The sequence below is a fragment of the uncultured Roseobacter sp. genome (assembly GCF_947499265.1).
In the GTDB taxonomy this organism is placed as follows: domain Bacteria; phylum Pseudomonadota; class Alphaproteobacteria; order Rhodobacterales; family Rhodobacteraceae; genus Roseobacter.
On record NZ_CANMNK010000002.1, the window covers coordinates 625,379 to 648,745 of the forward strand.

Annotated in this window: 19 protein-coding genes; 9 read left to right on the forward strand and 10 right to left on the reverse strand. The window is 61.4% G+C overall.

All coding sequences use genetic code 11. The annotated features are described in order from the left end of the window. Position 1: 1 nt before the first annotated feature. Together Q1A63_RS07735 and Q1A63_RS07740 are read right to left on the reverse strand one after the other, a co-directional pair. Positions 2-1,021 carry a nuclear transport factor 2 family protein gene (locus Q1A63_RS07735; RefSeq protein ID WP_366524295.1) on the reverse strand — a complete coding sequence of 340 codons (1,020 nt, stop codon included), beginning with the start codon at positions 1,019-1,021 and terminating at the stop codon, positions 2-4. 60 nt (positions 1,022-1,081) lie between these two features. Further along, complete coding sequence (locus Q1A63_RS07740; RefSeq protein WP_298969650.1) at positions 1,082-1,564, reverse strand: hypothetical protein; 483 nt, start codon at positions 1,562-1,564, stop codon at positions 1,082-1,084. A 104-nt stretch (positions 1,565-1,668) separates the two neighbouring features. Here Q1A63_RS07740 and trkA point away from each other — a divergent pair, with 104 nt between their 5' ends. The 4 genes from trkA to hflX all read left to right on the forward strand — a co-directional run bounded on the left by trkA (position 1,669) and on the right by hflX (position 6,266). Continuing rightward, positions 1,669-3,045: a Trk system potassium transporter TrkA gene (gene trkA, locus Q1A63_RS07745; RefSeq protein ID WP_298969649.1), complete on the forward strand. Its 1,377-nt coding sequence runs from the start codon at positions 1,669-1,671 to the stop codon at positions 3,043-3,045. 3 nt (positions 3,046-3,048) lie between these two features. After that, positions 3,049-4,602: a potassium transporter TrkG gene (locus tag Q1A63_RS07750; protein ID WP_298969648.1), complete on the forward strand. Its 1,554-nt coding sequence runs from the start codon at positions 3,049-3,051 to the stop codon at positions 4,600-4,602. 129 nt (positions 4,603-4,731) lie between these two features. Further along, positions 4,732-4,971, forward strand: coding sequence for an RNA chaperone Hfq (gene hfq / locus Q1A63_RS07755; RefSeq protein WP_007119530.1), 240 nt, complete (start codon positions 4,732-4,734; stop codon positions 4,969-4,971). A 17-nt stretch (positions 4,972-4,988) separates the two neighbouring features. After that, positions 4,989-6,266 carry a GTPase HflX gene (gene hflX / locus Q1A63_RS07760; protein WP_298970463.1) on the forward strand — a complete coding sequence of 426 codons (1,278 nt, stop codon included), beginning with the start codon at positions 4,989-4,991 and terminating at the stop codon, positions 6,264-6,266. Between the two features lie 9 nt (positions 6,267-6,275). Here hflX and Q1A63_RS07765 read toward each other — a convergent pair whose 3' ends face one another. Beyond that, entirely contained in the window at positions 6,276-6,839 is a 564-nt protein-coding gene (locus Q1A63_RS07765) for a pseudouridine synthase (RefSeq protein ID WP_298969647.1), read from the reverse strand. Between the two features lie 4 nt (positions 6,840-6,843). Further along, entirely contained in the window at positions 6,844-9,309 is a 2,466-nt protein-coding gene (locus tag Q1A63_RS07770; RefSeq protein WP_298969646.1) for a penicillin acylase family protein, read from the reverse strand. Positions 9,310-9,412: 103 nt separating this feature from the next. Between Q1A63_RS07770 and Q1A63_RS07775 the strand changes: the two genes are divergently transcribed. After that, entirely contained in the window at positions 9,413-10,285 is an 873-nt protein-coding gene (locus tag Q1A63_RS07775; RefSeq protein WP_298969645.1) for an NAD(P)-dependent oxidoreductase, read from the forward strand. Between the two features lie 52 nt (positions 10,286-10,337). Here the strand turns inward: Q1A63_RS07775 and Q1A63_RS07780 are convergent, their stop codons facing one another. Together Q1A63_RS07780 and hemB are read right to left on the reverse strand one after the other, a co-directional pair. Continuing rightward, positions 10,338-10,904 carry a YSC84-related protein gene (locus tag Q1A63_RS07780; RefSeq protein WP_298969644.1) on the reverse strand — a complete coding sequence of 189 codons (567 nt, stop codon included), beginning with the start codon at positions 10,902-10,904 and terminating at the stop codon, positions 10,338-10,340. Between the two features lie 106 nt (positions 10,905-11,010). Further along, entirely contained in the window at positions 11,011-12,015 is a 1,005-nt protein-coding gene (gene hemB, locus Q1A63_RS07785; RefSeq protein WP_298969643.1) for a porphobilinogen synthase, read from the reverse strand. A gap of 121 nt (positions 12,016-12,136) precedes the next feature. Here hemB and Q1A63_RS07790 point away from each other — a divergent pair, with 121 nt between their 5' ends. Together Q1A63_RS07790 and mfd are read left to right on the forward strand one after the other, a co-directional pair. Beyond that, entirely contained in the window at positions 12,137-12,664 is a 528-nt protein-coding gene (locus tag Q1A63_RS07790) for a component of SufBCD complex (protein WP_298969642.1), read from the forward strand. Positions 12,665-12,697: 33 nt separating this feature from the next. Continuing rightward, a complete protein-coding gene (gene mfd, locus Q1A63_RS07795) occupies positions 12,698-16,165 on the forward strand; it encodes a transcription-repair coupling factor (RefSeq protein ID WP_298969641.1) in 3,468 nt (1,155 codons plus the stop codon). Here the strand turns inward: mfd and Q1A63_RS07800 are convergent, their stop codons facing one another. The 3 genes from Q1A63_RS07800 to Q1A63_RS07810 form a co-directional block, all read right to left on the reverse strand. Beyond that, positions 16,166-17,332 (reverse strand): MFS transporter, encoded by a 1,167-nt coding sequence (locus tag Q1A63_RS07800; protein WP_298970462.1) that lies wholly within the window; start codon positions 17,330-17,332, stop codon positions 16,166-16,168. Between the two features lie 180 nt (positions 17,333-17,512). Beyond that, positions 17,513-18,154: a DsbA family oxidoreductase gene (locus Q1A63_RS07805; protein WP_298969640.1), complete on the reverse strand. Its 642-nt coding sequence runs from the start codon at positions 18,152-18,154 to the stop codon at positions 17,513-17,515. Further along, entirely contained in the window at positions 18,151-19,665 is a 1,515-nt protein-coding gene (locus Q1A63_RS07810; RefSeq protein WP_299631164.1) for a class I adenylate-forming enzyme family protein, read from the reverse strand. The genes Q1A63_RS07805 and Q1A63_RS07810 overlap by 4 nt, the downstream gene beginning before the upstream one ends. A 64-nt stretch (positions 19,666-19,729) precedes the next feature. Here Q1A63_RS07810 and Q1A63_RS07815 point away from each other — a divergent pair, with 64 nt between their 5' ends. Continuing rightward, positions 19,730-20,353, forward strand: a complete 624-nt coding sequence (locus tag Q1A63_RS07815; protein ID WP_298969638.1) for an XRE family transcriptional regulator — start codon at positions 19,730-19,732, stop codon at positions 20,351-20,353. 10 nt (positions 20,354-20,363) lie between these two features. On the opposite strand, the gene Q1A63_RS07820 is transcribed toward Q1A63_RS07815, so the two are convergent. After that, positions 20,364-22,079: an extracellular solute-binding protein gene (locus Q1A63_RS07820; protein WP_298970460.1), complete on the reverse strand. Its 1,716-nt coding sequence runs from the start codon at positions 22,077-22,079 to the stop codon at positions 20,364-20,366. 455 nt (positions 22,080-22,534) lie between these two features. Here Q1A63_RS07820 and Q1A63_RS07825 point away from each other — a divergent pair, with 455 nt between their 5' ends. Further along, positions 22,535-23,320, forward strand: a complete 786-nt coding sequence (locus tag Q1A63_RS07825; protein WP_298969637.1) for a 3-hydroxybutyrate dehydrogenase — start codon at positions 22,535-22,537, stop codon at positions 23,318-23,320. The last annotated feature ends 47 nt before the right edge of the window (positions 23,321-23,367 follow it).

Sequence of the window (23,367 nt, forward strand, 5' to 3'; positions counted from 1 at the left end):
ATCAGCCCGTCAACTCGCCCAGAACATCGACCCCCTGCATGTTCAGGAAATGCAGCATGTCGATGAAAATCCAGTTTTCCGCGAGTTTGTCACCATCCCGCCGGTAGACGTCGACCACCCGCATATCGGCGCGGGCCTCATTGACGGGCACCCCCATGAACCCGCCGGTGTTGCTCAGCGTCAGGTTGGGCCAGCCGAAAAAGCCGCCATAGGTGCCTTCCGCCATGCGGCAGAGATGCCCGTTGAACTCCCGTCCGGCGAGGCCGGTGCGAAACGGCTGCTGATGCTGGGCGATGTATCTGTCGATGGTGTAGGTGGCGCCGATGCCCGCCGGCCCCCACCAGATCATGTCATCATTCCAGTCCTGCGTCAGTTCTTCCTGCGGTATCAGTGGCTCATTAGCGGCATTCGCGTGATCTATGGAGCCAATCATGTGATTGATGCGTGCCAGGGTACGGGTGCCCTCGGTGGGGTCCTGCGGCTGGTGCAGCAGCCCGTCATGGGTCATCGGGCCGGGCTGGACAAGGTGCACCCCGGTTTGCGGCGCCCGCAGCGGGTTGAGGCCCGCCTGCAGCATCAGGTGCAGCAGATCCACAAAGAGCGCGCTTTGCGTAATCTGGCCGCCGTCGACCTTGTTGAACTCCGCATAGCGCAGAAAACCCATCTTGCCGGTGGCCGGAATGTTCAGAAACGGCGCATCGAAAAGACCCATGAGATGGCCCATCGAACAGGTCCATTGACCTGTGAAACCGTCCATTTCATTCAATCCTGCAAAGAAGATGTCTTCGCGGCGCTGCACCCTGGAGAAAGCGCTCAGAAACGGGACCCAGAAGGTTTCGGCAATCGCTTCAGGCCCTGTCTGCTCATGAAAGGGGTGCATGCCGTACCAGTGGCATTCCGGGTGCAGGCTTTGCCGCAGGATACCACCGACCGTGTCCGGCGTCGCCGCGGCCAGCGCCTTGTAGTGGCGTTGCACCAGAGATTTGGCGTTTTGCAGATCGGGCACGGGGAGATTCGTCATGTTCATGAGGCGCAGCTTTGACAAGGGCGTCGGCAGACTTCCAGCCCAAATGCGACGTGATCAGCCCGGTTGGTTCACAATTTGCCAGGTGCCGTCCTGGTATTTGATGGCGCAGCTTTGCGGGGTCAGGCGGGGCAGCACCCGGGTCGAGGCCTTTGGCGCTGCGCGGAAGACGGTGTTGGGGCAATTCGGAACGGTGGTCGGGGCATAGCCCTTGTCGAGCATGCACTGCTGCTCAGCGCGCGCGCGCAGGTTCGCGTTCACATCCACGGTATAGATGTCGCCTCGTTCAAAGCGCCCGTGTCGAATGTAGCAGTTTCCGGCGCCATCACAGTAGCGGCGCGCGGGAATGAAGATGGGTGGCTCCTGCCGGATCTGGTTGTTGACCGGCACATCCGACAGCGCGGAGATTTCGCATTGAAGCTCATCGGTCTGCAGGCGCGAGACCTCAGCACCTTCCTTGTAATAAATCGACAAGGGTGCGCAGGAGGCCAATGCCATCACCCCGACAAAAACCGCAAAAGAGAGTCGCTGAGATACCATGGTGATATTGTGGCGTGGATTGCGGCCAAGGACAATTGAATTGACCCCCCTTGGGCCATCTGCCATTCAGAGTGTCGCGAAACGGCTCGAAGGACCTCATACGCATGAAGGTGATTATCTGTGGCGCAGGGCAGGTGGGATGGCAGATTGCGCGCCACCTTTCCGGCGAACGCAATGATGTCACGGTGGTCGACAACAACCCCGATCTGGTGCGGCGCGCGACCGATACGCTGGATGTGCAGGGGATCGCTGGGTTTGCGAGCTATCCGGATGTGCTGGACCGTGCCGGGGCCCGCGATGCCGAGATGGTCATCGCCGCGACTTATTCCGATGAGGTCAATATGGTCACCTGTCAGGTGGCGCATTCGGTGTTTGGCGTCAACCGCAAGATCGCCCGGCTGCGCAGCCGCTCTTACCTCGATGCCATCTATTCCGACCTCTACCGGCGCGATCATATGCCGATCGACGTGGTGATCAGCCCGGAAAAGGAGGTTGCCGCCGCCGCCTTGCAACGGCTGTCGGCCCCTGCCGCCTTTGACACAGAGATTTTCATGAACGGGCAGGCGCATCTGATGGGCATCACCATCGAAGAGGAATGCCCGGTGGTGAACACGCCCTTGCGGCAGCTCACGGATCTTTTTTCCACGCTGCGGGCCACGGTGGTTGCGGTACGGCGCGAAGGCTCGCTCTTTGCGCCTGAAGCCAAGGACCAGCTTTTTGTCGGCGACGATTGCTATGTCTTCACCCATGTCGATGACATTCCGCGCACGCTGGAAATCTTTGGCAAAAGGGTCGCCAAGCAGGAACGTGTCGTGCTGGTGGGCGGCGGCAATGTGGGGCTGGCCGTGGCACAGACCCTGGAGGCCCGCGCCAAGCGCGTGCGCGCCAAGGTGATCGAGAAAAACCGCATTTGTGCTGAAAAGGCCGCGGAAGCGCTGGAGCGCACCATTGTGCTCAATGGCGACGGGCTGGATGCGGCTCTTTTGGCTGAGGCGGGGATTTCACGGGCGGATGGCATGCTCGCCATCACCGATGATGATAAGACCAACATGCTGGCCTGTGTGCGCGCGAAGGCCGAGGGTTGCCCCTATACGATTGCGCTGATCAATGATCCGACGCTGGTGCCGTTGATGACACCCTTGGGCATCGACGCCTATATCAATCCGCGCGCCACCACCGTCAGCTCGATCCTGCGCCATATCCGCCATGGTCGGGTGCGCGCCGTCTATTCCATCGGCGACGCCGAGGCCGAAGTGATCGAGGCGGAGGTTCTGTCAACCTCGCCGCTCGCGGGCAAGCGCATATCGGATGTTGATTTCCCCGAGGGCGTTCTGGTGGGGGCCATCAAGAAGGGCGACGAGGTGATCCGCCCGCTTGGCAGCACCCGGATCGACGAAGGCGATGTCGTCGCCATTTTCGCGCTGGCAGGTGATGTGCCGGAAGTGGAGCGGCTGTTGCAGGTCTCCATCGACTTTTTCTAAGCCATGTCGCAGGCGCCACATACCAAGCAACGCAGCGGCGCATTTGTCCAACTGATGGACCTGCCGCTGTTTTTGCTAATTTTTGGCGTCGCCTCTGTTTCCATGCTCGTGCCTGCTTTGCATGGTGGCGTGGCGCGCAATCTCGATACCGCGCGGATGTTCTTTTACTGCGCCATTCTGGGGCTGACGATCTTTACCCTGATTGCGATTGCCCATGCCGGTCGTCGGCAACGCAATGGCGCGCTGGGGTCTTTGATGTCGCTTTTTGCGACTTTCGTGTTCCTGCCTGCGTTTCTGGCCATTCCCTTTTTCGAAGGCTTGGGAACGACCACATTTCTGAACGCCTATGTGGAGATGGTCAGCGCCATCACCACCACCGGGGCCACGCTGTTTGAACAGCCCGAGCGCCTGAACAGTACGCTGCACCTTTGGCGAGCCCAGGTCGGCTGGATGGGCGGGGCGGTGATGTGGATTGCCGCCTCTGCGATCCTGGCACCGCTCAATCTGGGCGGTTTCGAGGTGACGGCGCAGGCGGAACCCGGGCAACGCGAGGCCCGCTCCAGCCTTATCGACCGGGCAGACCCGCGCGAGCGGCTGTTGCGCGTCACCGGGGCACTGCTGCCGATCTATATCGGGCTGACGGTGCTCTTGTGGGTCCTGTTGATGATCAGCGGTGACACGTCTCTTGTGGCGCTGAGCCATGCGATGTCGGTCATGGCCACCTCGGGCATTTCGCCGGTGGGCGGGGCCGAATTTGCCAGATCGGGCGCGACGGGCGAGGCGCTGATGCTGCTCTTTATGTTTTTCGCCCTGTCGCGTCTGACGTTTTCGTCGGACACGATCACCGCGACGCAGGGCGGGCTGCGCACGGATCCTGAATTCCGCCTGGGCATCGTCCTGATTGTCGGCGTGCCGCTGATCCTGTTTCTGCGCCACTGGCTGGGGGCCCTGGATGTGGCGGCCGAAGATGATCTGGAGCAGGCCTGGCGCGCGCTTTGGGGCTCTGTATTCACCGTGATGTCGTTTCTGACGACCACGGGGTTTGCCAGCGCGGATTGGGCACAGACCCAGGCTTGGTCGGGGCTGGAGACACCTGGGTTGATCCTCATGGGGCTGGCGTTGATCGGGGGTGGGGTTGCCACCACTGCCGGGGGGGTAAAATTGCTGCGGGTCTTTGCGCTCTATCTCAATGGTCTGCGCGAGATGGAACGGCTGGTGCATCCTTCCTCGGTCAGCGGCGCTGGCTCGGACACCAGGCGGCTGCAACGCAACGGGGCGTTTATCGCCTGGATATTCTTCATGCTTTTTGCGCTGACGCTGGCGGTTCTGACCGTGTTGCTGGCGCTTTTGGGGGTGTCTTTCGAGGATGCATTGGTGCTGAGCATCGCCGGGTTGTCCACCACCGGGCCGCTGACAACTTTCGCGGCGGATACGCCGATTTCGCTGGTGCAACTGAGCCCCTACGCGAAGGCGGTTTTTTGCGCAGCGATGGTCCTGGGGCGGTTGGAAACACTGGCGATTATTGCGCTTTTGACCCCGGATTTATGGCGGGACTAGGGGAGTTTCGCCGATAGGTCCGTAACGGACTGTTTTTTGGGGTGGAATCTCCGCGTTTAGCGCTTCATAATTGGCGCGAGGGGCGGGCTCGATCTGCGGGCTCCGGCAAGAAAAAAGGCGAGTGCTAAAATGGCGTCGGACAGACAGAACCTTCAGGATGCGTTCCTGAACCATGTACGCAAGACTAAAGTTCCTGTGACAATCTTCCTGATCAATGGGGTGAAGCTGCAAGGTGTGATCACCTGGTTCGATAATTTCTGCGTGCTGTTGCGGCGCGACGGACAGTCTCAGCTCGTCTACAAACATGCCATTTCGACCATCATGCCCAGCCAACCGATCAGCCTGTATGAGGGCGAAGACGCTTCTTGAGCAAAGCGCCATTTCAAATTGAGAATGACGAGGCAGCGCGGGTCACGCGCGCCTGGGTCCTGCATCCTGACATCAAATCCGACCCCGAACGTCGCCTGGCCGATCATGCACTGGCCGAGGCCATGTCGCTGGCACGCGCCCTGCCGGAGCTGGAGGTCGTGGGCGGCGAGATCGTGCCGCTCAAGACCGTGCGCGCGGGCATGCTCTTTGGCTCCGGCAAAATCGCCGAGATCAAACAGATGTTGGAAGCGCAGGAGATTGAGCTGGTTCTGGTCGATGGCCCGGTCAGCCCGGTACAGCAGCGCAACCTTGAAAAAGCATGGGGTGTGAAACTGCTCGACCGCACCGGGTTGATCCTGGAGATCTTCAGCGACCGTGCGGCGACCCGGGAAGGCGTGCTGCAGGTGGAGATGGCTGCGCTCAGCTATCAGCGCACGCGGCTGGTGCGCGCCTGGACCCACCTGGAACGGCAACGCGGTGGTCTGGGGTTTGTCGGCGGTCCCGGCGAGACACAGATTGAGGCGGACAGGCGCGCGATCGATGACCAGCTGACCCGCTTGCGACGTCAGTTGGAAAAGGTGGTGAAAACCCGCGCGTTGCACCGGGCCGCCCGCGCCAAGGTGCCCTATCCGATTGTTGCCCTTGTGGGCTATACCAACGCCGGGAAATCCACGCTCTTCAACCGGCTGACCGGGGCGGAGGTGATGGCCAAGGACATGCTCTTTGCCACGCTTGATCCGACCATGCGGCGGTTGCATCTGCCGGATGGGCCTGAGGTCATCCTCTCCGATACGGTTGGGTTTATCTCCGATCTGCCCACGGAACTCGTGGCCTCCTTCCGGGCGACGCTCGAAGAGGTGCTGGCGGCGGATGTGATCTGCCACGTGCGCGATATTTCGCACCCCGAAACCGAAGAGCAGGCGCAGGATGTGCGCGAGATCATGGCGTCTTTGGGCGTGGAAGAGGCGCGACCCAGCTTTGAGGTCTGGAACAAGCTGGACCTGATGACACCTGAGGCTGCCGAGGCCATGCAGGCCCGTGCCGCGCGCGATGATCATGTCTTTGCCATCTCGGCGCTCACGGGCGCGGGGATCGATGAACTGCTCTCTGCGGTCACCGACCAGGTACAGGGGGCAAAACGCGAGGCTGATTTATCGCTGGGTTTTGCCGAGGGCAGGAAGCGTGCCTGGCTCTTTGCGCAGGAGCTTGTCGAAGATGAGCGTCAGACCGATGAAGGTTTTGAGATCACCGTGCGCTGGACCGCGCAGCAGGAAGCGCAATACGCCAAGCTCTGACGGCGCGCCTCAGGGGCCGTTGTCGGTGCCAAAACGCCATGCCCCGGGCGCCAGCTGGTTCAGCCGCCACTGCCCGATCTGAACCCGGATCAGACGTAGGCACGGCAGACCGACATGCGCGGTCATGCGCCGGACCTGACGGTTCTTGCCCTCGCGGAGGGTGATCTGCAGCCAGGCATCGGGTACGGTTTTGCGGAATCGTACCGGGGGATCGCGCGGCCACAAGGGATCAGGCGGGTCAATCTGACTAGCTTCGGCGGGTTTTGTCATGCCGTCCTTTAGGGGTACACCGCGCCTGAGCGCATCCAGTGCCTGTGCGTCGGGCGTGCCCTCGACCTGCACCAAATAGGTTTTCGCCATCTTATGCCTGGGGTTGGCAATGCGCGCCTGCAGCTTACCATCATCGGTGAGCACCATCAGCCCTTCGCTGTCCTTGTCCAGCCGCCCGGCAGGGTAAAATCCCGGCACGTCGATAAAGGCGGATAAGGTTGGGCGCGGCGTGCCTTCGGTCCCCTTGTCAGTGAACTGCGACAGCACGCCAAAAGGTTTGTGGAGCAGGATGACGCGGGACATCGGGCTATTGCTGCGGTCTCAGCACAGTGACACCCACGGCGGCTGCCCGCGCGAGACCTTCATCCAGCGACATCGGAATATATTCGCCGCGCCGCCAAAGCTGCGCCATGTCATCATAGTGCCGCGACAGGAAGTGACCCGACTGGCCGGTTGAGGTGATGAAGACGGAGCTGTCCGGGTCGGCAAAATCATAGACCCCGCGATAGGCCGCGCCATGCACGTTGTGGAAGGGGTTTTCGCCCCGCCCGCTGGTCAACCCGCGCTGCAGCGTGTTGTCGCCGCCGTTGGTTGATTGCCGGATGTTCACGAAAAACCGCAGGATCGGAATACTACCCAGGGCCGCGTGATCATGCGTGGCCTGATGCGCGTCGCCCCAGCGCAGGGATTCTAGCTGTGGCCCCCAGGTCTCCTCAATCCAGATAAGTGCATCATCCAAGGCCAGCCGCGCCATGTCGGCGCAGGTTTCCACCGGCGCGGATTGGATCACGTCACACCACACCGAGGCCCCGTCGATGTCGCGAAAGGCCCGTTCGATGAACAGTGGCTCCACATGGGTCAGCTCGCTGGCCAGCGGTCCCAGCTCATCCCGCACCATGCGGTCCTGCAGGCTGCGCAGCCATGCCGCATAGATCAGCGGCTCGGGCATGTGTTCGTTCATCTCACCTGACCACCCTGCGAGCAGGGTCAGGGCCCGCTGGCGTTGCCGCAGGGGCGTGCCGTCAGGGGCGGCCTCGCCGGTAAACCACAGCTCGGCACCGATCAGCGGCAAAAGCGAGCGTGCGGTGAAGCTCACCGTGTCCAGTTGCGCCTCGATGAAACTGTCGCGGGTATGGACTTCACGGGCCTGCATCAGGCGTTGCCACCGCTGCACCCGTTGCGTGTCCTCCCAGTCAAAGGAGACGTGGTTGGGAAAGGGGCGGTCTACAAGCTTGTTGTTGGTATTGCCCAATATCCCGCCGTTGGGGGCAATGAATTCCGGGTTGGCGGCGTAGGGCAAGCGCCCCTGCCAGCGGTTGGACTCGATCCAGCCGGGGCTGGGCAGGCGGCCCTGGCTCTGGTGGCGCGCATCCCGACGGGGCATCGCGCCAATCATTTTCATGCCGATCTCATTGCGGTCCGCCAGCATCAGGTTCTGCGCCGGTGCGATGTATTCTTCGGCTGCAGCAACCCCTTCGCGCACGGATTTCGCCCCCATCAGCTTCATCGCCGCGGTCATCGACGTGTCGTTCGGGCTCAGCACGGTCCAGGTGAGGGAGGCGACATGCCCGGGTGGTGTAATGCTGGCCAGATTGTAATGGGTGCCCGGCAACACCGGGCCATTGTCGGTCCAGCGCAGGGTGATGGTGATCGGGGTGGAATCCTTGATGTTGATGATGGACCCGCGTTTTTCAAAGGTCTTGTAGCCATCCGGCGTGCGGTATTCTTCGGGGTTGTCCGGGTTCAGCGCTTCGACATAAACGTCCTGGTCGTCCATGCCGGCGGCGGTCAGGCCCCACCCCAGCGCCTCGCTGCGCCCGCTGAGCACGATGGGCATGCCGGGGATGGTCGCGCCGATGATGCTGCCCGATTGCAGCTGCATGCGTGCCAGATACCAGATGGAGGGGGCGGAGAAACCCAGGTGCGGGTCATTTGCCAGCAGCGTCCCGCCGGAGGCGGAGCGCGAGGGGGCAGCGGCCCAGGCATTTGATGCGCCTGCAAAAGCATGCCTTTGGAAGGGCGACAAGGGGTGCGGGTCGAGCGGTATGCTCTGCGCAAACCGGGACACCCCCGGCACAAGCTGCGAATACTCGGGCAGGGCGGCCAGCCCGCTACCGGGGGCATCGGGCAGAATATCAGCCAGCCGCTCCGCATCTGGCAAGGCCAGCGACATCCGCGCCCGCAGCACCTCCTTATCGAGATGCCCAGAGAGCCGCAGCCCCATCAATTTGATGATCGCAATCGAATCCGATGGCCGCCAGGCCGAGACCGGCGCGTTGAACAGGAACATTTCCGGCGCGCCCCGCCCCAGGGCGCTGGCATTGATCTCGTCGAGCCGGGCATTCACACCGGTGGCATAGGCGCGCAGCATCAGGTTGGTGCGTTCGTCCTGCGCATCCACCGAGGCACCGGCCAGCGCATAAAGATCCAGCCGCCGCATCAGCTTGTCGATATTCACCGTTGCGGCGCCAAAGACTTCGGACAATCGCCCCTGTGCCGTGCGGCGCAGCATCGTCATCTGCCACAACCGGTCCTGCGCATGAGCATAGCCAAGCGCGTAGAAGACATCGGTATCGGCCTCACCGAAGATATGCGGCACATTGGCATTGTCGCGCACGATTTCGACCGGGGCGGTGAGATAGGGCAGTTCGAGGACCTTGTCATAGTCCGGCAGCGACCGTGACGCGAGGTAGTAGACCAGGACCACGCCCAACACGACAATCACCACCAGAGTGGCCGCCAGCCGCACCAACCATCTAAAGATCAGATTCATTCATGCCCCGTGTGAAAAGTCCGACGTTTTGTTGACCCTTGGGTTCTGACTGTTAGGTAGGAGAACAGCGTAACGCAACACGGAAAAAGAGAAGGGCAAACATATGGCCAAGCTGGCATTTTTAGGACTGGGCGTCATGGGAGGCCCAATGGCGGGCCATTTGCAAAAAGCGGGCCACGATGTGACGGTCTACAACCGCACCGCGTCCAAGGCCGAAGACTGGGTGGCGGCCCATGGGGGCGCGATGGCGAAAACGCCTCGCGAAGCGGCCGAGGGCGCTGATTTTGTCATGGCTTGCGTGGGTAATGACGATGATCTGCGATCGGTCTGTCTGGGGCCGGACGGGGCTTTTGCCGGCATGGCGTCGGGAGCGGTCTTTGTTGACCACACAACCGTTTCTGCCGCAGTGACGCGTGAGCTTTATGCCGCCGCCAATGACAGTCAGGTCAGCTTTGTCGATGCGCCGATCTCCGGCGGGCAGGCCGGTGCTGAAAACGCTGCGCTTTCGATCATGTGTGGCGGGGATGCGGGCGCTTATGAACGCGCGCTGCCGATCATGGAGGTTTACTCTAAGATCTGCCGCCGCATCGGCGACAGTGGCGCGGGTCAGATGACCAAGATGTGCAACCAGATCGCCATCGCCGGTCTGGTGCAGGGGCTGAGCGAAGCGCTGCATTTTGCCGATAAGGCGGGGCTCGATGGCCGTGCGGTGGTGGAAGTGATCAGCCAGGGCGCCGCCGGCAGCTGGCAGATGAACAACCGCTATGAAACCATGCTGGACGATCATTTCGACCACGGGTTTGCCACCGACTGGATGCGCAAGGATCTTGGGATTTGCCTGTCCACCGCAGATGAGACCGGCGCAAGCCTGCCGGTGACCGCGTTGGTGGATCAGTTCTACAAGGACGTCCAGAAAATGGGCGGCGGGCGTTGGGATACATCCAGCCTCTTCAAACGCTTGCAGGCGTCGGGCTGACGCAACGCCAAAAGCGCCCCTTGATCGCAGGGGGCGCTTTGGCATTCACGGCTCAGGGAATGATCCGCGAGTATTTGGTGCCTTGCAGCGTGGCACCAACCAGCAGGCCCGCGCGGCCAAAGACAGCGGCCAGGACCGGCGCAAAGGTGGTGGTCGAATCCGCCTTGAACCCGTCCCCCTGATCCGAGATCACATATCTGACGTCGCCCCCCACGGCCCAGCCCGGCGAGCGCCGGAAATTGGTCAGCGCTTCCTCGGTCATGAAGAAGAGCACGTGGGAGTATTGCTGCCCGCCAATCTGCAAGCCGCCGGACAGCTGGGTGGTGGAATAGTAATCGACCGTCACGTCGCCCACGCGCAGCGCGCCGCGCCCGTATGCGCCACCGAACCCGAAGCCGGCCTCTGTCACCAGGGGCATCACCAACATGCCGTTGGCCTTCTCCGCCAGATTACGTGTGTTTGGGAAGCTGCGGTACATTTCCTGCAGCGTGGAGTCGACGCGGGCGTCGATGGTTGCCGCCCCGCGCGACCCGATGCCATTGCCGCAGGCCGCCGTCACCGATACGCCCGCAAGCGCGCCAAGGGTGAAGACCCTGCGTGAGAGTTTTGGATTTTCCATGTTATCCGCCTGTAAAATGTTGCTCGTGTGTCGGTTGATCCGACTTGTGCGCGAACATACGCCGATTGCGTGGCGCTGTCACTGAAAAGGTCACAGGCTGCGCGGCTTACCGCTTTGAGTTCAGCAATCGGGCGGCGGCAGGGGCGAAATAGGTCAGAATGCCATCGCAGCCCGCGCGTTTGAACGCCATCAGGCTTTCCATCATGGCCTTTTCGCCATCAATCCAGCCATGTTCGGCGGCGGCCTGGATCATGCTGAATTCACCGGACACCTGATAGGCATAGGTCGGCGCGCCAAAGGTGTCTTTCACCCGGCGGCAGATGTCGAGATAGGGCAGGCCGGGTTTGACCATCACCATGTCCGCCCCTTCGCGCAGATCCCGTTCGATCAGCCGCAGCGCCTCGTCTGAATTGCCCGGATCCATCTGGTAGGTCTTCTTGTCGCCGGTCAGCGCGCCCGAGGCCCCCACCGCATCGCGGAACGGGCCATAGAAAGCCGAGGCATATTTGGCCGCATAGCTCAGGATCATCACGTTCTGATGGCCATGCGTCTCCAGCGCACTGCGCATGGCGCCAATGCGCCCGTCCATCATGTCGGAGGGGCCAATAATATCGGCACCCGCCTCCGCCTGGGCCAGCGTCATCTTGACCAGGGCCTCGATCGTGCGGTCGTTGACGATTTCGCCGTTCTCCACAAACCCGTCGTGCCCGTTGATGTTGTAGGTATCGAGCGCCACATCCGTCATCACCGCGATCTCAGGCACCGCCTGTTTGATCGCGCGAATGGCGCGGTTGGCGTGGTTTTCCGGATCCCAGGCGCCCGCGCAATCCTCGGTGCGTTCTTCGATCCCGGTGTAGGGAAAGATGCAAATCGCCGGAATGCCCAGATCTGCGGCCTCGCGCGCCGCCTTGACGATCTTGTCGACGGACCGGCGATAGACACCGGGCATCGAGGGGATCGGCTCCTCGATCCCGTCCCCCGCGCGCACAAAAACCGGCCAGATAAAATCATCCACGCTGAGGCTGTTTTCACGGGTCAGGGCGCGCGTGGCCGGGCTTTGTCTGGTGCGGCGCAGGCGGGTCATCGGAAAGGGGGCTTGAGTGGGGCGCATGGGCGATGTGTCCAGTTTGTGTGACACTTCATGCTTGCCACGGATTTTTCCGCAAGCCAAGGGTAGGAATTGCCGAAATCCAAGGCTAAGAGGGGGCGTCAAAACAGGTAAAGCGTTTCCCTTGAGTTTCTATCAAAGTGTCTTCGAACTAATTGACATGCGGTCCTTCTCGAACCTGTGGTTCTGGATCGCTTTGGCCGTGCTCTGGTCGACGGCCAGCCATTGGGTTCTGGGCGTTCCCTACGACATGGTGCTGCGCGCGCGCAGAAATGGCGGGCAGGCCGAGCAGGACCTCGAAGACCTCGTGAGGATCAACACCAACCGGCTGCTTTTCATCGCCAGCGTATCGGGCCTGTGGCTGCTGGGCTTTGGCTGCTTTTTACTGACCGGGCTCTGCGTGCTGGGGTTTTTCTATGGCGTCGAGATCGCCCAGGCGTTGTTTTTACTGGGGTTTCCAATGTCGATTGTCGGTCTGATTTCGCTGTCGACGTCGCGCCTGATCCAGCATGAAGCTGCGAGTGGCGAGCAGTTGCGGCGCAGGCTGACGCGCCACCGTCTCTATGTTCAGATCACGGGTATGATTTCGATTTTTGTAACGGCCCTTTGGGGGATGTATCAAAACCTCGCCGTGGGTCCATTGGGCGGTTGACACCGGCGCCCCGAACGCCAATTGAAGCAGCCCATGGCTGAGCAAACGCATATCACCGTCTCCGGCGTGCCCGAAGGGTTTGACGCGCAGTTTCTGCTGTCGGAACTGGCACGTCAGGACGGGCCGATCCTGCATGTGGCGCGCGATGACAAGCGGCTTGCGGCGCTGCAGGCGGCATTGCGCTTTTTTGCCCCCGATATGCCGGTGGTGGTGTTTCCCGGCTGGGACTGCTTGCCCTACGACCGGGTGTCGCCAAATGCGGATATTTCCGCGCAGCGCATGGCGACGCTGGCGGGTCTGGTGCACGGCATGCCGGACCGCTTCATCCTGCTGACCACGCTCAACGCCGCCACGCAGCGGGTCCCGGCGCGCGCAACGCTCAAGGATGCGGCGTTTTCGGCCCGTGTCGGCGACCGGGTGGACGAAGGCGCTCTGCGGACCTTCCTTGTGCGCATGGGGTTTGTGCAAAGCCCGACAGTCACGGAACCCGGCGACTATGCCATTCGCGGCGGGATCATCGACATCTTCCCGCCGGGTGATCTGGGGCCTGTGCGGCTTGATCTCTTTGGCGATGTGCTGGACGGCGCGCGCCGCTTTGATGCCGCCACACAGCTGACCACCGAAAAGCTCGATGTTGTTGAATTGGCGCCCGTGTCCGAAGTGATCCTGGACGAGGCCGCGATCACGCGGTTCCGGCAGAATTACCGGATCGAATTTGGCGCCGCGGGGACGGATGATCCGCTCTATGAAGCAATCAGCGCCGGGCGCAAACATCAGGGTGCGGAACACTGGTTGCCGTTTTTCCACGAGGCGTTGGAGACGCTTTTCGACTACGTCCCGCAGGCGGTGATCACGCTCGATGATCAGGTCACACCGATCCGTTTGGCGCGGTGGGACAGCATCGCGGATCAGTATGAGACCCGGCGCCTGGCGATGGCGCACCGCTCCAAGATGGACAGCGTCTACAAGCCCAGCCCGCCGGACGGGCTCTATCTGGATGATGCGGCGTGGGAGGCGCTTACAGCCAAGCGTCGGGTCTTGCAGATCGCGGCATTGCCCCAGCCCACGGGCCTTGGCGTCACCGATGCCGGCGCGCGGATTGGCCGTAACTTTGCGCCGGAACGTCAGCAGGAATCTTTAAGCCTTTTCGGTGCATTGGCGGCACATATTAAAGTCAAATTAGACGACGGTCCGGTGCTGATCGCCAGCTATTCCGAGGGCGCGCGCGAACGTCTGACCGGGCTGATCGAGGACGAAGGACTGGCCGAGGCGATCCCAGTGCCAAATGCCACCCGCATTGGCAAACGCGGGCTGCATCTGGCGGTATGGGCGCTGGAACACGGGTTCGAAGCGCCCGGTCTTACCGTGATCTCGGAGCAGGACGTGCTGGGCGACCGGCTGATCCGGGGGGCAAAGAAAAAGCGCCGCGCGGAGAATTTCTTGACGGAGACACAATCGCTCAGCCCCGGCGATCTGATCGTGCATGTGGATCACGGGATTGGCCGCTACAAAGGGCTGGAGGTTGTCACCGCAGCCGGGGCCGCACATGAATGTATCCTTTTGGAATATGCCGAAGGGTCAAAACTTTACCTGCCGGTGGAGAACATCGAGCTGCTCTCGAAATACGGCCATGAAGAGGGGCTGCTTGACCGGCTGGGCGGCGGCGCGTGGCAGGCCAAGAAAGCGCGGCTCAAGGAGCGCATCCGCGAGATTGCCGACAAGCTGATCCGGGTCGCTGCCGAACGCGCGCTGCGCAAGGCGCCGGTGCTGGAGCCGCCCGCCGGTATGTGGGACGCGTTTTCCGCGCGTTTCCCTTATCAGGAAACCGATGATCAGCTGCGCGCCATTGGCGATGTCATCGACGATCTGACCTCCGGCAATCCGATGGACCGGCTGGTCTGTGGCGACGTGGGCTTTGGCAAGACCGAGGTGGCGATGCGCGCGGCCTTCGTTGCGGCCATGTCGGGCGTGCAGGTGGCGGTGATCGCGCCGACGACCTTGCTGGCACGGCAGCATTACAAGAGCTTTGCCGAGCGGTTCCGGGGCTTTCCGATCAACGTGCGCCAGCTGAGCCGTTTCGTTTCGGCCAAGGAGGCCAATGCCACGCGTGACGGCATGGCGCGCGGCACTGTGGACATCGTGATCGGCACCCACGCGCTGCTGGCCAAGGGGATCCGCTTCCAGAACCTCGGGTTGCTGGTGATCGACGAAGAACAGCATTTTGGCGTGACGCACAAGGAACGCCTGAAACAGCTGCGCACCGACATCCACGTGCTGACGCTCACCGCCACACCGATCCCGCGGACGCTGCAGCTGAGCCTCACCGGCGTGCGGGACCTCAGCATCATCGGCACGCCACCCGTAGATAGGTTGGCTATCCGCACCTATGTCAGCGAATTCGATACGGTGACTCTGCGCGAGGCGCTCTTGCGTGAACATTATCGCGGCGGGCAATCGTTTTACGTGGTGCCGCGCATTTCCGATCTGCCGGAGATCGAGGAGTTTCTGAAGGAACAACTCCCTGAACTGACCTATGTTGTGGCCCATGGCCAGATGGCCGCAGGCGAACTGGATGACCGCATGAACGCCTTTTACGATGGCAAATTCGACATTCTGCTTGCCACGACCATCGTCGAATCCGGTCTTGATATCCCGACGGCCAACACGATGGTGGTGCACCGGGCGGATATGTTTGGGTTGGCGCAGCTTTATCAGATCCGGGGCCGCGTCGGGCGCTCCAAGACGCGCGCCTATGCCTATCTGACCACGAAACCGCGCGCCAAGCTGACGGCCACGGCGGAGAAACGGCTGCGGGTGCTCTCAAGCCTCGACACGCTGGGGGCGGGGTTCACGCTGGCGAGCCAGGACCTCGACATTCGCGGGGCGGGCAACCTGCTGGGCGAAGAGCAATCGGGGCAGATGCGGGATGTGGGCTTTGAGCTTTATCAGTCGATGCTGGAAGAGGCGATTGCCAAGATCCGCGCGGGCGAAATGGAAGGGCTCTCAGAGGCCGACGACCAATGGGCGCCACAGATCAATCTCGGCGTGCCGGTCCTGATCCCCGAAGATTATGTGCCCGATCTGGACGTGCGCCTGGGACTTTACCGGCGCCTATCGAGCCTGAGCACGAAAGTCGAACTGGAAGGGTTCGCTGCAGAACTCATCGACCGCTTTGGCAAGCTGCCGCGTGAGGTCAACACGCTGATGCTGGTGGTACGGATCAAGGCCATGTGCAAGCGTGCTGGCATCGCCAAGCTGGATGGCGGCCCCAAGGGCGCGACCATCCAGTTTCACAACGATAAATTCGCCTCCCCCAAAGGTCTGGTGGAATTCATTCAGGACCAGCGCGGCATGGCAAAGGTCAAGGACAACAAGATCGTGGTGCGCCGCGACTGGAAAGCGGATGTCGACAAGATCAAGGGGGCCTTTGCCATCGCCCGCGATCTGGCGGAGAAGGTCATGGCAGAGAAAAAGGCCCGGAAGAAGGCGAAAGCCAGCTGATCATTCAGCGGGCAGGCGCGCCTCGATCCGTCCCATGTAGCGCATCAGCACAAATGCCATTGTCGCCATGAGCAGAATGGCCCCGACCAGCGGGCGGATCGTCCCGTCGAAAAGCAGCCCGATGGGCGATGCGATCGCGGCGGCCAACACGGTTGAGACGGCACCGATCACACTCGCGGCCATGCCCGCGATATGTCCCATCGGTTCCATGGCAATGGCGTTGAGATTACCGATGGTCAGCCCCGCCTGAAAGAACAGATAGGCCTGCCAGAAAGCAAAAACGGCAAAGCTGCTGGTGCCGAAGGTTTCGTTCTGGACCAGCACGGTGGCAGAGAGCAGGATCTGGATCGACAGGGCGATGGTGATCAGGCGGCGCATGCCCAGACGCACCACCAGCATCGCGTTGAGAAAACTCGCCCCCGCAGACACCAGCGCGATGCCACCGAACCAGAAGTGGAAGGTATCCTGCTTGTCGTAGACATGTTCGTAAATCGGTTGGATCAGCATCAGGACCGAGAACAGCATCGACATGCACAGGGTCTGCACAAGGATCGACAGCCGCACGATGGGATGTGTGAACATGTCGCGCACCGCGTCGAGCAGCAGGCGCATTCTGAGCGGGCGACGGTTTTCCCGCGGCAGGGTTTCCGGTAATCGAAGGATAAGCCAAGCCGCTGAAATCACGGAGAAACCGATGAACGCCATGAAAATGCCGCGCCAGCCGCTTGTGGTGATGATCACATAGCCCAGGGTGGGGGCAAACCCGGGCACCAGCGTGAAGATCATCATCACGATGGAGACGATCTTGGCCATTTCGCGCCCGGAAAAGAGATCCCGAATGACGGCGATGGACACGACGCGCGGACCGGCGGCGCCAAGCCCCTGCAGGATGCGGGCGGCAATGACCACCTCGAAACTGGCGCTGGCCCAGGCGATGGCAGAGGCGAGGATATAGACCGCAGCACCACATACCATCACCGTCTTGCGCCCGAAGGCATCGGACAGCGGGCCGGTGAAAAACGTCCCGATGCCCATGCCAAGCACAAATGCGGTCATGATCAGCGGTGCGCGGGTCGGATCGTCGGGCGTTAGCTCCTGCGCGATGTTCGGCAGGGCTGGCAGCATCGCGTCGATTGAAAACGCGATGGTGGCAAACATCATCGCCATCAGGGCAATAAACTCAACCCGCCCAATTGCGGGCTGTGATACTGGTTCCGACACGATAAAACTCCTAGCCGAAAGCGAAATAGAGCCTCGGTTGATCGGGTGTAACTCAGAGTTGTATTACAAACAATGTCACAATTTTACACAATGCGGCCTGCGCTTCTGTGGGGATGAAAATTTCCGTCAGGCGGCGGCAGAAAGCTCGCTGATCACCTTCGCCCATAGCTCAGGCGGTTGTGCGCCCGGCACCGCGTGTTTGCCCGCAACAATGAAGGTCGGGACGGAATTGACGCCCATGGATCGGCTGTGCGCGTCACGCTTGCGGATGTCGTCCTCGTCCGCATCAGAAGCCAAGAGTTTGCGGACCACGGCGGCATCCATCTCGATGCCATCGGCAATATCCGCCAGTACATCGTGATCGCCGATATCGCGAGCATCGACGAAATAGGCTTGAAATAATGCGGAAACGGCGGCTGTTTGCCGCCCCTCAATGCCTGCCCAGTGGATCAGGCGGTGCGCATCCAGCGTGTTGGGGGTGCGTTTCATCCCCTCGAAATCGATCTTCAGCCCGGCCGCTTCGGCGTGTTGCACCACGGGCGCATAGGCGCGCACGGCGCCTTCTTTGCCGCCAAACTTGCCCTCCAGATAGGCGCGGCGGTCCATCCCGTCGCGGGGCATGTCGGGGTTCAGTTGAAACGGGTGCCACTCAATGACAAAGGGATGATCCGGCGTGTCGGCCAGCGCCTTGTCGAGATGGGTCTTGCCGATATAGCACCAGGGGCAAATCGGGTCGGACATGATGTCGAGCTTGATGGTGTTGGTCATTTTGACGCCTCGAAACCGGCCCGCAGGGCGCGCCGCAGAATTTTGCCATTGGCCCCCATGGGCAGCTCCGGCAGGTGAACATATAGGCGCGGTTGTTTATATCGTGCCAACTTATCAGACACATAGGTGTGCAACTCGTGATCGTCCAGTGCCGCGGGGCCGGTGTAGAAAGCCGCAATCACTCGCGCGTCGGTTTTGATCTCGACATCCGTGACCGCGACGGCGGTGATATCGGCGCGCGCGGTCAGCACGGATTCGACCTCGATGGGAGAGACCCGGTAGCCGCCCGCGTTCATCATATCGTCGTTGCGACCCAGATAGGTGATCTGCCCATCCTCGGACATCACCCCCTGATCGCCGGTCAGGAACCACTCTCCCTGCCATTTGGCTGCGGTTTCTTCCGGGGCGTTAAGGTATCCCAGCATCAGGCCGGGATCGTCGCGATGTACCGCGATGGTGCCTTCGGTGCCCAGCGGTACCGGCCCGTCCTCGCCCATCAGCGCCACGCGCCGCCCGGGTTGGGGTCGCCCCAGCGTGTCGGCGGAGGTCGGCAGACCCGGTGCGCTGGAAATGAAGGTCGAGCATTCGGACATGCCATAGGCTTCGAAAACCTGCGTCCTGGTAAGGGCGGTCCAGGCCCTGGCGATGCGGGACGGCAGTTTTTCCCCAGCGCTGAGGCCGTGGCGCAATGCACGGCTTTCGAAAGGCGCGTTTTTCTTGAGAAGTTGGCGGTAAACCCCTGGTGCAGCTGCGAATATCGTGGCGCGATACTCTGCGAGTAAGTCGGGTAAGGCTTGGGCTCCGGTGCCTGCGGCAGGGATCAAGGCGGTGGCACCGACCGTCCACGGGTCCATCAGACCGGTGCCCAAGGTGTAGGTCCAATTGAATGCGCCGGCGTGCAGCACCCGGTCATGTGCCGTCAGCCCGTACCAGCCGTCAAACATCATGCGCCGCGCCCAGATGGCACGGTGCGCGTGCAGCACGCCGCGCGGCACACCCGAAGTGCCCGAAGTATAGATGATATAGCCCAATCGATCAGGATCCCCCATGTGGAAGTCTGCTGGCGGCAACGCCCTGAACGTGCGCAATTGGTCCAGGCCGCAGAGCGCCGGGTCCTCCGGGCAGGCCACGGCAGGATCGCGCAAGATCGCCGAAGGCGTGATTTCCGTGATGATTTTAGCGGTTTCAGGTTCGGTCAGTGCGGAGGAGGTCGGAATGGGCACCAGACCAGCAGTCAACGCGCCCAGATATGCGATGGGAAAATCGACGGTATTGCCCAGCCGCATCAGCACCTTGTCGCCAGGCTTCAGACCAAGACCCAGAAAACCGGTGGCAGTGCCGCGCACCGCAGCTTCGAGCGCTGCAAACGTCCATGTTTCAACGTCATCCTGACCGAGGACCAACAGCGCGTCTTTCTGTGGGTTTTGGTGCGCGGCGGCCAGAACGTAGGCTGCCATGTTGAAGGGCCGGGGGCAGGGCGCGGGGGGCCCTTCGTCGAAAACTGAAAGCATGATGGCGTGCTAGCGCGACGCTCCCTGCGTTGCAAGCCTGCCTGCTTGGCCTTATAGCTTTAGGATGACAAACGCAGACCCAAAAACCCTGATCCAGATTGCACGCCAGACCGGTACGGAGGAACACGGCGCGCCCGTGGACCTTGGCCAGCGCGTGCGTGAGTTGCGCAAGGCACGGAACTGGACACTGGAACATGCCGCCAGTCAGGCCGGGCTGGCACGCTCAACGCTGAGCAAGATCGAAAACGGCCAGATGTCCCCCACCTATGACGCGCTGAAAAAGCTGGCTGTGGGTTTGGAAATCTCGATCCCGCAGCTTTTCACGCCGCCGCAGGCGGGCCAGATCAACGGGCGTATGGCGGTCACGAAATCCGGACAGGGCGCAGGCCAGGCAACGGTGACCTATGAGCATGAGTTGCTCGCTGAAACCTTGACCAAGAAGCAGATGCTGCCCTACCGCGCACGGGTACGGGCGCGGAAAATGGAAGAATTCGAAGGTTGGGTGCGCCACGACGGCGAAGAATTTCTATACGTGCTGACTGGCGTGATCCGGCTCTACACCGAATTCTATGAGCCGGTCGAAATGCGCCGGGGCGACAGTGCCTATTACGACGCGACCATGGGCCACAACGTGGTGTCGGTCAGCGAGGAGGACGCCAATATCCTCTGGGTCACGTCGCTGACCTGAGGCCAGGGGATCAGCTCGGATCGTACCACCATGTTTCCGGCATGAAATTCGGCCCATCGCCATAGATGGGCAGGACATCGGGGTATTTCATTTCCTTGATGTGCGCGATCTGACCGGCGGTGAATTGCCAGAACGGGACGACATAGCGCCCGGCGGTGAGCACACGGTCCAGCGCCCGCACGGCGGCGACAAATTCCTGCTTCTCCTTGGCGGCCAGCATGGCATCGATCATCCCGTCCACGGCGGGTGACGCGACCCCCATCAGATTGCGCGATCCCGGTTGGTCCGCGGCCTCTGACCCCCAGTAAAACCGCTGTTCGTTGCCGGGCGACAGCGACAGCGCGCGTCGGTAGTAGGTCATGTCGAAATCAAATTCATTTGTGCGTGCCGTGTATTGCGCGCTGTCGGTTGTTTCGATGGCGACATCGACACCAAGCCGCTTCAGGCCGGAGACATAGAGGTCGGCGATGGCGATGTTCTCGCTGCTGTCTTGTGCCAGCAGGATGGTGAACCTCAGTGGCTGACCCGATGCATTGCGCATCTGACCATCTTGCGGGGCCCAGCCCGCCTCGGCCAGCAAGGCCATGGCCGCCCGGATGCCCTGGCGGTTGCGGGCGGAGCCGTCGGATTGTGGCAGCGCGTAGCCCTCCAGGGTGCCGGGCAAAAGCTGGGCGGCAAAGGGCGTGAGCAATTCAGACACCGCGCCCCCTGCGGGCCCATCCTGCATCGCCAGGCCGGAGTTGGAGAAATAGGAGGTGATCCGCGGCTGCGCGCCGCCGGTCAGCGTGTCGTTGATGTATTCGAAGTTGAAGGCCTGAATCATCGCCTCGCGCACGCGCCAGTCATCAAAGGGGGGCCTGCGCGTGTTCATCACAAAACCGGTCATGCCGGAGGGTTTCTGATGCGGTATTTCCGACTTGATGACGTCACCACGGTCGATGCTGGGGAAATTATACTGTGTCGCCCATTTTTCGGCGTTGAACTCGCGCAGCGCCGAGATGTCACCGCCCTTGAAAGCCTCGAAAAGGACGGTGGCATCGCCGTAGAAATCCAGCTTGATGCTGTCGATGTTATGGGTGCCGCGCCGGAAGGGCACCTCCGCACCCCAATAATCCGGATTGCGGGTCAATTGCACAAAACGTCCCGCTTCGTAATTGGACACGACGTAAGGCCCGGTCCCGATGGGCACGTCGGCCAGCTGTGCATTGGCAAAATCGCGTCCTTCCCATTGGGCACGGCTGAGGATCGGACGCATGCCAGCCAGCAGCGCCAGCTCACGATTGTCGGTGTTGAACTTGATGCGCAGGGATCTTGGGCCGGTCTGGGTAATGCTCTCGATCTGGTCACCCAGCCCGTGGTAGCGCGGGTGCCCGTCGGTGCCGAGCAGTTCGTAGGAGAAAATCACATCATCCACGGTTACGGGCGTGCCGTCGGAAAACCGCGCCTCTTCGCGCAGGGTGAAAGCGACCCAGGAGCGGTCCTCAGGCACCTCAACCGATTCGGCCAAAAGACCGTAAAGGGTGAAGGGTTCGTCCCAGGAACGGCCCATCAGCGCTTCATGGGTGAAAAAGCTCAACTGCCAGGGAACGGTGCCCTTGCGCACAAAGGGATTGAGGCTGTCAAACCCGCCGGTGTTGCCCAGCGTGATGCTGCCCCCCTTGGGCGCGTCGGGGCGCGCGTAGGGCAGAGACACAAAATCAGGTGGCAATGCCGGGGACCCATACATAGATATCCCGTGTTGCGGTTCAGCAACCGCGGCATTGACCCAGAGAATCGCTGCCCACGCGACCAAAATCCGCAAAAGAGCGCGGAAAAAAACAGTACCCATTTTGGAGACAATCTCCTGCTGCCCTTGTTTTCTTGGGTCTCAGACTACCGAGGTATTTACGTCTTATCAAACTTTTAGCTTGGACTGCGGCGTGAGATTGCTTATAAAGAGGTCACTGCTCGATAGGTTTCTTGCCTGTATGAAACCTGCCTCAATAACTTAACGCCTGCCTTGTGCAGGCGTTTTTTTTGGCCCCCGCAAACTTGCCCATCTTCTGGTCAGGGTTGCAGCCCGCCCCTGGGCGCACAACCACCGGATCGGTCAGACCTGCGAAAAGAGCGTTTCCTTTGCAGTCGCAGCAATGCATGATGTGTGCAACGCAGCATTTGCTCAGACAGGAAGGATCAAGTTTCATGGCATATGAAATTTCATTGGCAGGGAAGACCGCCGTCATCACCGGATCAAATTCCGGCATCGGGCTGGGGATCGCCTGGGAACTGGCCCGCGCGGGCGCGCATGTGGTGTTGAATTCCTTTACCGATGCCGAGGAAGATCACGCGTTGGCGCAGCAGGTCGCAGATGAGGCGGGTGTGACCGCGCGCTACATTCAGGCGGATATGTCGAAGGGCGACCAATGCCGCCGTCTGATCGAAGAGGCCGGGCGCTGCGATATTCTGGTCAACAACGCCGGGATCCAGCATGTGGCCGCCATCCCGGAGTTCCCGGTGGAAAAGTGGGATGCGATCATTGCCATCAACATGTCGTCGGCTTTCCACACCACGGCCATCGCCTTGCCGATGATGCGGTCGGCTGGTTGGGGTCGGGTGATCAACATCGCCTCCGCGCATGGGCTCACGGCGTCCCCCTACAAGGCCGCCTATATTGCGGCCAAACACGGGGTGGTCGGGCTGACCAAGACGACCGCTCTGGAAACCGCGAAGGAGCCGATCACCGCCAATGCGATCTGCCCCGGTTATGTGCTGACACCCATCGTTGAAAAGCAGATCCCGGACACGATGAAAGAATACGACATGAGCCGCGAAGAGGTGATCGAGAATGTGATGCTCACGCGTCAGCCGTCGAAGGAATTTGCGACGGTGGAGCAAATGGGCGGCACCGCCACCTTCCTGTGTTCAGATGCAGCTGCACAAATCACCGGGACAACCATCAGTGTCGATGGCGGGTGGACGGCGCTGTAAGAGGTTTAATGCCTCCGGCGGGGATATTTCCAGCCAGAAGAAACCAA